Origin of the sequence: Thalassomonas sp. RHCl1 (assembly GCF_947387555.1) — a bacterium.
Lineage (GTDB): Bacteria > Pseudomonadota > Gammaproteobacteria > Enterobacterales > Alteromonadaceae > Thalassomonas.
The window spans coordinates 73,947-88,002 of the sequence record NZ_CANDNZ010000014.1 but is presented as its reverse complement, the minus strand read 5'-3'; the positions used below and the strand labels follow the sequence as shown (position 1 = coordinate 88,002).

Annotated in this window: 10 protein-coding genes; 5 read left to right on the top strand and 5 right to left on the bottom strand. The window is 47.0% G+C overall.

Features of this window, described 5'->3' with window-relative positions; genetic code table 11:
* Positions 1-193 precede the first annotated feature (193 nt).
* Entirely contained in the window at positions 194-1,903 is a 1,710-nt protein-coding gene (locus tag QL234_RS26390; protein WP_281560748.1) for an SWIM zinc finger family protein, read from the bottom strand.
* 933 nt (positions 1,904-2,836) lie between these two features.
* Here QL234_RS26390 and QL234_RS26385 point away from each other — a divergent pair.
* A complete protein-coding gene (locus tag QL234_RS26385; RefSeq protein ID WP_281560747.1) occupies positions 2,837-3,136 on the top strand; it encodes a hypothetical protein in 300 nt (99 codons plus the stop codon).
* A gap of 333 nt (positions 3,137-3,469) precedes the next feature.
* Here the strand turns inward: QL234_RS26385 and QL234_RS26380 are convergent, their stop codons facing one another.
* From QL234_RS26380 to QL234_RS26365, 4 genes are all read right to left on the bottom strand, one after another.
* Positions 3,470-3,883, bottom strand: coding sequence for a hypothetical protein (locus QL234_RS26380; protein ID WP_281560746.1), 414 nt, complete (start codon positions 3,881-3,883; stop codon positions 3,470-3,472).
* Between the two features lie 40 nt (positions 3,884-3,923).
* Positions 3,924-5,084: a lipase family protein gene (locus QL234_RS26375; protein ID WP_281560745.1), complete on the bottom strand. Its 1,161-nt coding sequence runs from the start codon at positions 5,082-5,084 to the stop codon at positions 3,924-3,926.
* A gap of 38 nt (positions 5,085-5,122) precedes the next feature.
* On the bottom strand, positions 5,123-5,770 hold the full coding sequence (locus QL234_RS26370) for a DUF6795 domain-containing protein (RefSeq protein WP_281560744.1): 648 nt from the start codon (positions 5,768-5,770) through the stop codon (positions 5,123-5,125).
* A 150-nt stretch (positions 5,771-5,920) separates the two neighbouring features.
* Positions 5,921-6,751 (bottom strand): LysR family transcriptional regulator, encoded by an 831-nt coding sequence (locus QL234_RS26365; RefSeq protein ID WP_281560743.1) that lies wholly within the window; start codon positions 6,749-6,751, stop codon positions 5,921-5,923.
* Positions 6,752-6,949: 198 nt separating this feature from the next.
* Here QL234_RS26365 and QL234_RS26360 point away from each other — a divergent pair, with 198 nt between their 5' ends.
* From QL234_RS26360 to QL234_RS26345, 4 genes are all read left to right on the top strand, one after another.
* Positions 6,950-8,137 (top strand): acyl-CoA dehydrogenase, encoded by a 1,188-nt coding sequence (locus QL234_RS26360; protein ID WP_281560742.1) that lies wholly within the window; start codon positions 6,950-6,952, stop codon positions 8,135-8,137.
* Between the two features lie 87 nt (positions 8,138-8,224).
* A complete protein-coding gene (locus tag QL234_RS26355; protein ID WP_281560741.1) occupies positions 8,225-10,501 on the top strand; it encodes an alpha-ketoacid dehydrogenase subunit alpha/beta in 2,277 nt (758 codons plus the stop codon).
* Between the two features lie 13 nt (positions 10,502-10,514).
* Positions 10,515-11,594: an ACP S-malonyltransferase gene (locus tag QL234_RS26350; RefSeq protein WP_281560740.1), complete on the top strand. Its 1,080-nt coding sequence runs from the start codon at positions 10,515-10,517 to the stop codon at positions 11,592-11,594.
* A gap of 582 nt (positions 11,595-12,176) precedes the next feature.
* Complete coding sequence (locus tag QL234_RS26345) at positions 12,177-13,946, top strand: Ig-like domain-containing protein (RefSeq protein ID WP_281560739.1); 1,770 nt, start codon at positions 12,177-12,179, stop codon at positions 13,944-13,946.
* Positions 13,947-14,056 lie beyond the last annotated feature (110 nt).

Sequence of the window (14,056 nt, the reverse complement as noted above, 5' to 3'; positions counted from 1 at the left end):
GGGGTTATCGTTAAGCACAGGTGTATTCTAGGTACTTATCTGTGTTCAATTCAGTGAAGGAATTGAGGGAAAAGCGTTGGAAACTGTAAGAATCTGTAGAGAAGAACATTATCTGATATTACAAGATAATGTTCTTACTGCTTATTTGAATATTTTGTCATTGTTATAAGGGGTAAGATTATTTATGACCTGTTCAGGCAAAATGTTGCTTTAATAACTTCATTAAATTACGCTTGGCTTTGTATGCCTGCCTTACCTCTTCAACCAGGGTCATAAACTTGCTATCCCAGTGACTGCTCTTGGGTAAACCTTGTTTTAATTCTGTTAGCGTATCCACTGTCCGTTGGTATGCTTCATTATTGGTTTGTTGCGGATAAAGCATAACAAGCCGTTGATAAAAGCTGAAGGCTAAGTTGGCATCCGTTGGCATGATTTTCCCGGCAATGAGTTTTAGCTGTTCGCTATCGGTTTTATTATTGATTGCATAGCTTGCTGCTTTTTCTATTTGATTGTTCTTTATGTAAAAGTCAACCAGACTGTAGCCGGGAGCATGCCAATGGTTATGTTGTTTGTCGGTGCTGTTTTTGAGTAGCACGGATTCTGCCTGTTGGTAACATGCAGTAGTATCTTCTCCGGCTTGTTCGGTCAACGTCAGCAGCTTTTGATAATCTTCAAAAAGTTCTGTTTTAGTAAATATTTCCCATTGAATTTCTAATGCTGCTAAAGGTTGTTGTCTGGCTAGCAATAACTTTATTGTTAATTGTTTGATTGCGATAACATGGCGAAACTTATCCGGATGCTGCTGGGCTTTGTTAAGCCATAATTGTGCTTGTTCTATATGCTCTTGAGTCAGGTTCAGTTCGGCAAGCTCAATAAAGTCACGAACATGTACAGCAACTTTAGTTTTTAATGTGATCATCCCGGAAAGGTTTTCTTCGGTTTTCGCCTGTGCCAATAGGATATAAAGCAATCTGTTATATGGCCTTTGTTCATCATAACCGGCGTCAATCGCCAACTCAGGCAAGGCATCCCATGCCTTTTGAATAGCCTGATAAAATAGTGTGTTGACCTCAGGTGTAGCGCTGTCGAGAAAGTCTCCCGGAATTTCGGGATAAACCATATAATCATCTTCATTTAAAAGCGCCTGGAGTAAAAACTGCGACTTTTTATCGGCTGCCCATGGCAGTTGCTTAAACAGTGTTGTCAGCTGTTCATTGATCTGCTCTTCCAGGCTGTAACGGTAGCCCCCTGAATCATCCAGGCGTTCCAATACTTTATTTAACCGCTGAGACATATACTGGCAAAGGGAAAAGGCATCTTCACTCTTGAGCGTGGTGAAGATGTCAAAAATGGGCTCAAGTGTCGTCTCGGCTCTGACAAAGTAGTTGCGAACTTTGCTGTACTCCCAGATGCTGCGATATGGCAGGGCTTGGGTGATTTGTTTTTTCAGTTGCTTGGTATCGATAGCTCCAGCAGCATTATCGGCCTTTAACTGCCATTTGCGGGTAAGTAAATCATCATCGCCTATCAGCTGAAATAAGGCCTCTTTTGTTTCCTGCTCAGACAATTGATTGATATAGGCTTGGATACGCTCAAGGGGAGCACCATTTTGAAGGCTATCCTGCTCGGTTTGTCTTTCCTGATAAGCCAGGGCTGTGGCGACACAATGCTTACAAAAGTCAAAATTTTCAGAAGCCGGACAATTGCAACTGCCATCTAATACTTTATCGGTTATTTGCAGGGTTACCTGATAAGTCTCTGTGCCTTCGACTTTAGCCAGGATATGATTTGATTTTTCCCTAACAGATAATACAGCCCCGCTTTGATATACCTTGACGCCTCTTTGGTATGCGCCTTCTCCGGCGAGACGAATGAGTATTGATTTATCTATATCTATATCCATATCTATTGCTCTATCTGAAATTAAGCAGCGATGATAGCTTGATTTGTTTGGTTCTTTTTATCAAGGAGCAATAATAGCAAACGAAATCATGTATTAACCTCTTTTAATGGGCTAAATAATCAATTTCTTCGTTGCGCTCAGTGCCAATAAGTGTGCTGCTCGGCAAACGGTGCTAATTGCCAAGATTAATGTCGGGAGCAAGCTTGCGCCTTGCTTGCAAGGGCTTAGATGTCTAGCTTTAGTCTGGAATGATAAAGCGGTGAACTTGACTCTTTATCCTTATTGAACCTAGGTCACTGCTTTATTGCGTTTGCTATTACAGCACAATCAAAACCCGCCCCTGCCCTTGAGGATTAATAATAGCGTTGGGTACCTGCCGTGACCCGCTGTCGCCCGGTGAATGAACCCGGTGAAAATACCTTGTTCCCGTCAATTTTCATCTTGATGTGCCGTCAAAAATACAGCCGAATACTGTGGATATATATAGTATTTTGTACTATACCTTTAAGGGGCAAATAACGTTTTGCCAGCAAGCAGCGGAGGTGTTTTTTTTACTTACTCATCAAACGCTTAAAAGGCGCTTGAAAGAGCTTGAAAAGAGTTGACAACAAGTAAAGGCGAACCGGCAAAATACCGGCGAACCGTTAAGCGCTGCCCCTGAGTGTAGAGGCACTCAGAAGCAGCTAACCACAACAGATACTAGTGAGGTATCCACCATGGCTAACCCTAATGATATGCCAGAGTTTCACTCGGTTAAAGTTTCTTTAACAGAAAATATACCAACCCCCCGACATCCGTCAGTCAATCATGTAACTGAAACAAGTGCAGCTAAAACCACCGCCGCTAAAAAAAGTGCAGTGCACGCAATCCCTTTTGGCAATTGCGGTTTTTCCAGCTTTTGTCTCTGTTTAACCATCAAGGGAGGGCGCTGTCATGTCTGATTTAGTGTCAATAAGCCAAGAGGTTTTGCTTGAATATGAAGCCAAAAGAAGCAAGCTTGCGGGCGAAAGTCTCGACCTCTGTGACGACTTTGGCAAATTCAGTGAGGAGTGCGCCTTTCTCTTTGATGCTTTCGCTGCGGTTGCCCGTGAGCCTGAATGTATCACCCCGGACACCATTGAAGGTATTAGACATATTAATTTTTGGCTTAAATATCAGGTTATCGGCTATCGGGAGAAAATAGACAATATCCACACGGGTTTGCGCGCTCTCAAGCTTAAACCGCAAGAGTAACGGAGGAAAAATGGCGGGTGAGTTACCGCTAACCCGAATCAAGGGCAGGTGAAAGCTCACCCGATTTTAAATTGCACCGAGTAACAATATGGATATAAAAATGAGTTTTCTATATATAGTAACAATATGTATAGTTAAAAGCGTTTTATATGCATATGACGGTAAAGGGGTGTTGTTTTATGGCGGTTTTAGCAAGTTTTAATCGTATGAATATGGAATAAACACTACCAGTTAATTGTGGGGGATTGCCTGTTTGAAAAGTTTCTATTTTTTCAAGGGAATACAAAATGGCTAAGCGTATGCTAAATCATGCTTTTTATTTTGTTAAGGTTGTTAATGTATTTGATTTATCTTATGTTTTTTTATAAATATTTCTGAATAAAAAGTACCAATGATGGCGGCGAAAGAAATCGTGAATGCCAGTATAAATGGTATAGGTTTGAGGTATTCATGGCTGAGGTAATCTGAGCCAAACTTGTGTGCTAGTATAGCGAAAATGATCAGGAAAAATGATGCTTTATTGGTGGTAAAGTATATTGGTATTTCAAATACCAAGAGCTTTTTCCTGCCTTTAAATCTGGCGAAGCCGAGGCGGAGATAAATTACTAAAGAGAAAAGCGCAATGGCTGCGACAGAAACGGCATCTGGATACCAGGTTGAATCGTTTATTAATGCATAGCCCATATTCAATGAATAAAAGGCTAGCGCCAGCCAGAAAATAATCAAGGGTGCTAAGACAAGACCCATTTGTGCCTCCTTAACACCTTGATATAAAAAGAGCTCTGTATCATGAGTTTTGTTTTAACGCCTGCCTGGCAGCTCTATTTAACCGGCCTATGGTGACGCTAAAGACCCAGCGGATGAATTTTTCGGTAAATTCTATGGTGATATTGGCGCCTCTGCCTGCAAAAACCAACATATGTCCCAATAAGGCTTTTACTTGCTCTTTGAGTTTATCGGCAATTTTAACTATATCCACTAAAGTCCTGGCCATCACATCATATACCGTGCCTATGGAAGTTCCAGCTACCTGTAGGCTTGCCACTATAGCGGTGGCGCCACCGTCTATCATGATAGTCATTAATGCCGCGGCAATTTTATCAGCCCAATGGGCTGAGTAGGTGGTGTGGATACGGTTTTGGTAATTGAGTACCACGCGCTGGCTCACTGTTGTTGCCGACTGGCGGTATAGTCCCTCCCAATCATTGTGATCTGCAGTATTTATATAACCTGGTCCTGCGGGCATAGAGTGTGCGTTAAAATCGATACCCTGGGCGCGTGATAACAGGTATTCATTGCCATTTAAGGGGGCATGGAAAAATGGCCAAATAGGAACTTTAGGTACAGGATCGGCTCCGTGAACACAGCGAAACATTTCATCTACCCGGGTGCTGGTGCTATTGGCAAAATCTTTTTTACCTACGCGGGGAGCACCGAAGGTGTAGAGGTAGACGGTTTTATCAAATTCAGCCTTGATCCAGTCGGCGGTTAAGGCTGCCAGTGCGCCGCCAAGGCTGTGACCGACACAATGGATAACTCCCTGTTGTCGTCGGATTTCCCATTGATTTAAATAGGCATATAAGCCGGGTCTTAATGAAGCAAAACTGCTTTGAAAGCCGGTATGGACCGAAGTACCGTTATCGCTATTGGTACTGTGGCAGGTGACGTCAGTTAGCGCATCGGCCAGGCTATCGGTGCCCCTGATGGCAATCACATGATCCTGGGCATGTTGCTGGCTTTTTCCCTGGCCAATTAAAGCAAAGCCGGTTTCTTGCCGCCAAAAAAAACCACCGGAAGTGCCTTTATAGATATGTTTGGATAAATCAAAACTGAAATGTTGCTGAGTCTCTGATTTGAGCTTTAGTTCATATCCTTTGGGTAAGGTTCCTTTGATGCGATAGGATGCCAAGGCTAAATCTGAAGCGACCCGGGGGGAAATGGCTTTCATATTTCATCCTTAAAATATTGAGGTAATGCCGTTAATGGTTATTTTATTTCATCATAAGATGAAATAAGCTCATTGTTATAATAGGTGGATATTCGCTCTCCTTGCCAGTGGCAGATAGAGCCAACTACCTGAGATGACATACCTCCATAATCCAAGGTATTTATTTCATGTTGAACTTTCTTGTCTTGTAAATCACAGTTAAGTTGAATTAATAACTCGGACAGAGGTTTTACCGGGTGCCATATCTTATGGGTGGACCAAAGGTGGTAGAGCTGTTCGTCGTGTTCAACATAAACAGCTTGCCAAACCAGCATATTTTGGCCGAACAAATCCCCCGGTAGGCGTGACTTCACCATCAGCGGTTTGAATGAAAAGCGACCATCGGCATCGGTCGTGGTATGTTCCAGTTGCTCTTTACCTTTTTGGAACCCCTCATAAGAAAGGCTGCGGGCTACCTGTATACCTGCCAAGGGGTTACCGTTGTTTGTGATACGACCGCGTACCTCAGGGGACATTTCAACCTCATAACGTTTAAAAATGCCAAACATGGCTTGTACCTCCTGTGGTTTTATCAAGAACGTGAAGAACAAAATAACAACAATAGCGATGATGAACTGAAACTTGCGGGAATGAAGTAATGCACTTATCACAGAGGATTGTTTTTTTTGGGAAAAGCGTTTAAGCAAAAGAACATCCTCCAATGATGTTATTTGTATGCAAAATCCATTGCTCATAAAGTGAACAGTCTATGCATTTTACCCATGTTATTCAAGAAGCTGTTACCGCTTGCTTATCGTGAAGTACGCCGTGGATAAGCTCATAACTTATTGCAAGGGCTATTGCCTGTGTTTTAACACCAGCTGCAATAAGGTGTTGATAATATCCGATGGCTGCTGATAGGCAAGTACGGTCTCCCGCATCAGCCTCAACCCTTCTATCGGCTTGAACACCACATCGGTTTTGCTGATAATTTCCGGATGGGCGGGCACTAGGGCGCAGCCCAACCCGGCCTGTACCAGGCCGAGGGCGTAATCTATGGTTTGGATTTTGGCCCGGGTATCGACACTGATCCCTTCCAGGGTCAGGGCATCGCTCAGGGTGTCCCACTCGGTGCAGGGTGTACGTTGGATAAAAGGCAGGCCGTCGAGATCCCGTAATTTTATGCTGTCCTGCAAAGAGAGGATATGGTTGTAGGGTAGTGCCAGCAGGTAATCCTCTTGCCACAGCGACCAGTGGGTTTCCTGCTCTTTCAGCTCTTCCTTGATAATGATACGGGCATCGCACGGCTCGGTGTGGGGGACTAAGGTCAGCTCAACCTGCTCTTCGGCTGAGGTAAAGTCTTTTAACAGCGCGCTCATGCGCTTTACTCCCAGTCCTTTGGTAACGCCGAGATAAAAGGGTTGTTTAACGCTGCGCTCGGTAAATACGGTTTTAATGGCATCTGCCTGGCCGATCAGTTGTTTCGCTAGCGGATAGAGTTTATCGCCGCTGTTGGTGGGGTTGACGCCGCGGGCATGGCGGTTAAACAAACTGGTATTTAAATGCTGCTCCAGTTGAGCCACGGCTGCGGAGATCGACGGTTGGGCTACATAGCAAGTTTTTGCGGCGGCGCTAAAGCTGCGTTTTTCAAAAACGGCGACAAAATATTGCAGGCTTCTTAAATCCATATAGCTAAGCTCATCTTCTTAAAGAAAATTTTAAAAATTAATGGTCTGACCATTGGCTGTGGCTTTGTTTATCTAGTGTATAGCTAGGTATAGTTTACTCCTATATCTGATAAAGGAAATATATATTTTAACTTTGGCTACCTTTTTATTAGTATCGAAAAGATATGTAATTACTCGATAACTTTAAGGTGCTTTTTCATGTCTAATTCAGCTACACGCCCATCTTTTAACTGGGAAGATCCGCTATTACTTGATTCGCTGCTGAGCGAAGAAGAGCGGTTGATCCGCGACAGTGCCCATCAATACTGTCAGGAAAAGTTAATGCCGCGGGTGCTTGAAGCCAACCGCAATGAAACGTTCGATGTCAATATCATGAAGGAGCTGGGCGAGCTGGGGTTATTGGGTTGTACTATCCCGGAAAAATACGGCTGTGCCGGTACTAACTCTGTGGTTTACGGCCTGGTGGCGCGTGAAGTGGAAAGGGTCGACAGCGGTTACCGCAGTGCCATGAGCGTGCAGTCTTCCCTGGTGATGCATCCTATTTATGCCTACGGCAGCGAAGAGCAGAAAATGAAGTATTTGCCTAAGCTGGCGACGGCTGAGCTGATCGGCTGTTTTGGTTTAACCGAGCCGAACTCAGGTTCAGATCCGGCGAGCATGGCGACCAAAGCGGTGGCGGTTGACGGCGGCTACCGCATCAGCGGTACTAAAATGTGGATCACTAACTCACCGATTGCCGATATTTTTATTGTCTGGGCCAAGCTTGACGGCGTCATCCGCGGCTTTATTTTAGAAAAAGGCATGGAAGGGTTATCTGCGCCGAAAATCGAAGGTAAGTTCTCGTTAAGAGCTTCCATTACCGGTGAAATCGTCATGGACAATGTTTTTGTGCCTGCCGAGCAAATGTTACCTAATGCCAAAGGTTTATCCGGTCCGTTTGGTTGTTTGAATAAAGCCCGTTACGGTATTTCCTGGGGCGCCCTGGGTGCTGCCGAGTTCTGCTGGCATGCCGCCCGCCAATATACTTTAGACCGCGAGCAGTTCGGTAAGCCGTTGGCCTCTACCCAGTTAATCCAGAAGAAACTGGCGGATATGCAAACCGAGATCACGACCGGTTTGTTTGCCTGTCTGCAGGTGGGTCGTTTGATGGATGCCGGTACCTTGGCGCCAGAGTCCATCTCTTTGGTTAAACGCAATTCTTGCGGCAAGGCACTGGACATTGCCCGTACTGCCCGTGATATGCACGGCGGTAACGGTATCAGCGATGAGTTCCATGTGATCCGCCATGTGATGAACCTGGAAGCGGTGAACACCTATGAAGGTACTCATGACGTGCACGCCCTGATCCTGGGCCGGGCACAAACCGGTATTCAGGCCTTTTTCTAAGCCTTATCACCTTCGCCGGGAAGCTGCCTGCTTCCCGGCCTGTCACAAATCTAGATGCCGGAACCTTACTGATTATTTGGAGCACAAATGTTAGACCGCAACCTGCTGGTAAAAGAGAATTTTGTTAAATATGTCCGCGAGGGCAAACTGCCCGAGTCAAGCAGCACACTGACCCCGGAAGCTGTTGGCTTAAGCCATGAAGAGGTGATTGATTTATTTGAAAGCCAGGTGATGAGCCGGCATTTGGATCTGCAGTCCCGCATCATGCAAAAGCAAGGGCAAAGTTTTTATACCATAGGCAGCGCCGGTCATGAGGGCAATGCCGCTTATGCCAAGGCATTTCGCTCCGATGATATGGCGTTTTTGCATTACCGCAGCGGCGCTTTTGTTATTCAGCGCTCCAAGCAGGTGAAAGGCCAGACGCCGTTGTATGATATGTTGCTTTCGTTTGCCGCTTCAAAAGACGACCCTATTTCCGGCGGCCGCCATAAGGTGCTGGGCAGTAAAACCCTGAGTATTCCGCCGCAAACCAGTACTATTGCCTCGCATTTGCCTAAGGCGATGGGAGCGGCCTTCAGTATCGACCTGGCAAAAAGAATGAAGTTAGCGGGGGAAATGCCCGAGGATGGTGTGGTGATTTGTAACTTTGGCGACGCCTCATCTAACCATTCCACCGCGCAGGGGGCAATTAACAGTACCGGTTGGGCGGCTTATCAGTCGATTCCCATGCCGATTGTTTATGTTTGTGAAGACAACGGCATAGGTATTTCCACCTCGACCCCGGACGGCTGGGTCAAGGCCAATTTCAGCAACCGCGCCGGGTTAACTTATTTGTATTGCGACGGTTTAAACCTGCTCGATACCTATCATACCGCGAAAAAAGCCGAGTTGTTGGCGCGTAAATACCGCAAGCCGGTCTTTTTGCATGTTAAAACCATCCGTTTGCTCGGACATGCCGGCTCTGATGCAGAATTTGTTTACCGCCCGGTGGCGGAAATTGAAGCCAACGAACAACAAGATCCCTTGCTGCACAGCGCCCGTATCTTACTGGACAACAATATCCTTGATGCAGAGCAGATTATTGCCCTCTATCAGTCGGTGGAACAACGTATTGCCGCTATCGCCGATATCGTGGCAACCAAAGACAGGTTAGCGTCGCCGGAAGAGGTGATGGCCAGCATTATTCCGCCAAGCCGGGAAATGACAACCGCAAATGTCAGCCAGGCACAAAGGGAGCAGTTATTCAGGCATGAAAAACATAACCTGAGCAAGAAGCAGCATTTGGCCAAGCTGATTAACTGGGCCCTGATGGATCTGATGGCCGAGCATGAAAATATCGTCATGTGCGGTGAAGATATCGGCAAAAAAGGCGGTGTTTATAATGTCACCAGCAAGCTGTGTGAAAGGTTTGGTCAGAACCGGGTGCTCAACACCCTGCTGGATGAGCAGTCTATCTTAGGCACGGCCATCGGCCTGGCTCATAACGGTTTCTTGCCTATCCCGGAAATTCAGTTCCTGGCTTATGTGCATAATGCCGAAGATCAGATCCGCGGCGAAGCGGCAACCTTACCGTTTTTCTCCAACGGCCAGTACAGCAATGGTATGGTGATCCGTATTGCCGGGCTGGCATACCAGAAAGGTTTCGGCGGCCATTTCCATAATGACAATTCTTTTGCCGTGTTCCGGGATATCCCGGGACTGATCTTGGCTTGTCCGTCAAACGGGGCAGATGCGGTTGAAATGATGCGTTCTTGTGTTCGTCTGGCGCAGGAGCAGCAGCGTCTGGTGGTGTTCCTCGAACCTATTGCCCTTTATATGACCAAAGATTTGCATGAAGAAGGGGACGGTTTATGGACCTCGGAATATGTCAGCCCGGAGCAGGCGAAATTAACCTCGGGTGACGACATCAACCAGAAAATCAGCGTTTATGGCGAAGGCAAAGACCTGTGCATCATCAGTTACGGTAACGGTTATTACCTGTCGCGTCAGGCTGAGAAAATCCTGGCGGAGCAGGGCATTAACTGTACCGTGATCGATTTGCGCTGGCTGGCGCCGCTGGATGAAAAAGGCATAGTGAAACAGGTGCGCGGCTTTGACAATGTCCTGATTGTTGATGAATGCCGTAAAACCGGCTCTGTCAGCGAGGCGCTGATGACCTTGATCCAGGAAGCGCAGTCGGCCGGAAAACCGCAAAAACGTGTGCGCCGCATTACCGCCGAAGACTGTTTTATTCCCCTGGGGGCCGCCGCCTACCAGGTATTGCCGTCAAACAATGAAATTGTTGAAACGGCAAAAGAAATGCTCTCGGGTATCACCATAGATCCCGTGGTTGTTTTACATCATGACAACATAGAAAAAGTTTAAGCGGAAGTGTGATATGAGCTCAACGGATATAAACAAGAACAAAAAACGTGCCGTGGTGATCTGCCCCGGACGCGGTACCTACAACAAAGAAGAACTGGGTTACCTGAAGCGTTTGCATAGCGATAAAACCGAGCTGGTGGAAGTGATAGACAACTACCGGACGGGGCAGGGGCAAAAAGCCATCAGCGAACTCGACGGCATGGACAAATACAGCATGCGCCTGCACACCGCGGGTGAAAATGCCTCTGCACTGATTTATGCCTGTGCCGCCGCCGACTATCAAAGCATAGACCGTGATGAATACGATATCGTTGCCGTCACCGGAAACTCTATGGGCTGGTACATTGCCCTGGCGGTTGCCGGAGCGCTTAAACCGGCAGCGGCGATTGAACTGATCAATACCATGGGCTCTATGATGACCGACGGCGTGATCGGCGGCCAGATGATCTATCCGGTGATCAACGACGACTGGCAGCAGCAGGATGATATCAGAAAGCAGGTGCTGGCATGGCTGGATGAGGTCAATCAATTGCCGGACGCCGAAGTGCATATCTCGATTGAACTTGGCGGTTACCTGGTTTTTGGCGGCAATAAAGAAGGCCTGGCGGCCTTGGAGCAGAAGCTGCCTGTGGTACAGGACAGATACCCGATGAATCTGTTTAATCATGCTGCTTTCCATACCCCGTTATTGCAGGGCACCTCGGAAAAAGCCAAGGCTATGCTGGCAAAATCCCTGTTTGATAAGCCGCAAGTGCCGATGATCGACGGTGAAGGGCAGATATGGCAGCCTTATGGCGCGGATCTCGATGCCCTTTATGACTACACCTTAGGTACTCAGGTCGTCGCGCCTTATAACTTCAGCAAGGCGATTGAAGTGGCGATTAAAGAATATGCTCCGGATAAGCTGATTGTTTTAGGGCCAGGAGCAACTTTGGGCGGTGCTGTGGCACAGTGCCTGATCCGCCATCAATGGCTGGGTATGCAGACTAAGGCAGACTTTATCAGCCAGCAGAAAGAAGAGCCTTTTATCCTTGCCATGGGGCTGGAAGACCAGCGCAAGCTAGTGATCGCCGGTGATTCAAGCGGCAGCTAGCAGCTATATTTTTTAAGACATTGATGCCGGTCATCCCTTGCTGACCGGCATTTCATATATACAGCGCTTTTTCGTTTTATTGCTGAATATACCTGTAGCACTTTTCCCCTCTCCCCCGAAGATAAAGTACACCAGCCAATAAGTTTTTATGACTGCTTATGTCACTCGTATGCACCAGGGTGTTTCATTTTTTGGTGTTCCGCAACCTATTGATTTTATTTACTCTGCCCATGTTAATAAATTACGTATTCCGGGAAGAATACGAAGATTGAACAGGCGCAAAACATCTGTGGTTTGGCAGAGTTGCTCTGCCCTCTCATAGCAGAGAGGCTTGCTGAAATTGCTCCCTGCTAAGGCCTGTTAGCCTTGATGTTTATCTAATACGGGAATCATTAGCGTTCAACAGATAATTTGTTTTCACCAACCCCAGTTCAGCAGGGGCTTAGGAATGGCTTGGCATATAACGCCGCCAATATATTAATAGCGGATGTTAATGCCGGGCGCTTTTCAAACACCTGAAGCAGGATTTGCTGACAGCAAAGCCTTGGGAAGTTTCAGGTTTAATCTTAATTAGGGATCAGAATGTTAAATCTAAAGCAGTTTATTGTCTTGCCTGTATTTTTTGCAACTAACTTTGCGTCTGCATTTGCAGCTGTGCCTGTCGTTTCCTTCGTATCTCCCGAAGACGGCGAACAGGTAGAAAGCGGAACCATCACTGTGGTGGGAAGTTATTCGAATGCAACCAGTATTTCATTTTCCATTGATAATGGTGAAAGTGTGGAGGCTAATTTAGCCTCAGGCGGTTGGAATACCGTCGTTGAAACCAGCGTTTTGGCACTGGGAGAGCATACCTTTACGGTAACGGCGAAAAGTGATTCGGGTGAAGTTTCAAGCGATATTTCTATCGAAGTGGTGGAGGCGGAAATTGATGAACGTATCTCCAACATCACTTATCACTCATCGGTTGATGAAACAGAGTTGTCCGCCGTGTTATTCACACCACAAGACGCCAGCTCGACTCAGGAAGCTATTCCCCTGGTGGTGCATCTGCATGGCGGGGGCGGTTTCGGTGAAATTGACTCTGCCATGACAAATGAGCTCGGTAGCAGGGGCTGGATCGGCATTTCTCCCGATGGCCGTGACTGGGGCTTAGGCCAACTGGGGTGCTTCCCCGGCGCGCCGTCGTTTGCCTATGTGGATAGTGATGACCCCAATGTTGGTCCCGGCGAACAGGATATTTTAGATGCCATTGCCTGGGCTAAGGAAAATTACAATATTGACAGTGAGCGCATTTACCTGGCCGGCTTCTCTATGGGCGGGCGGGGAACCTACAGCATAGGGCTGAAAAACCCCGGTCTGTTTGCTGCCATTGCCCCTATGGCCGCCCCTGTCGACATGTTCGATAACTTTGCCACCCGTCCTGAACCCGCAGCCTGCAAGCAGGGGATTACCGGAGGAGAGCCCGGCGACAGTGATGTGGTGGATACCATGTACCGGATCACCAGCGGCCGTTTCCTGATTGAAAATGCTTATAACCTTCCGGTATTTGTGGGCCATGGCATGGTGGATCCTATCGCTTTAAATATTCAGGGTGCGCCGAATGCACTGTTAAACGGCTGGCATATGACAACGGACAATAGCTGGAATGCCTGCTCAGGGGATGAAAGCTTGGGGCTTTGTTTCGGTCATACTCCGACGTTACAGGAGCTGTCTGAATATCACCCGGACGGTTACTCATGGGGCTACCATTTTGCTGCCGGTGTCAGTCATGCCCAAGATGAAACCCTCATTAGCGGTGGCAGTTATGACAACGGCAGCCTGGGGACAGCCAAGCCGGAAGATGCCACTAAGGTACAGGGGATTTTTGACTTTTTTGATCAGCATGTCCGTAATCCTTCGCCTGAAACCGTGTTTTATAAAACCTATACCAATAGCCATAACAGCAGCTATTGGCTGAAGCTTACTTCTGCCGTGTCCTGGCAGGATACGCCGGCTGCGGTTCGCATCAAAAGGGATAAGGCCATGAATGCCCTGCAAATCAGGGCCTCCCGAACACAGGCGATTGAAATAGATTTGGATCAGGCGCAACTGCAATCCTGGCTGCCGCTGACTTTATCATTAGACCGGCTGGACGATGCTGTCTATGATCCGGCAATCCTGATGGCTGAGGGGGAAACCCAGACAAGTTCAGTGGTACTAACCAGTGATGAAATTTCGGCGTCATCAAAGGCACTGATATTTATCAACGGCAGGGTGTTGTCTGACGACGAATATTCAATTCAGGACGGCTCATTGGTTATTTACTCACTGACAATAGACAGCCTGGCTTTAGGTTTTGTCTATATACGTTAAGAGGATAATTTGATGGACAGGCCCGGGGTTGTCTCAGCTTCGGGTCTTTTAGCCGGCAAACGGCATTCGGTGTGGCGAATTTTTTAGATGATGGTTTATCATAATGGATA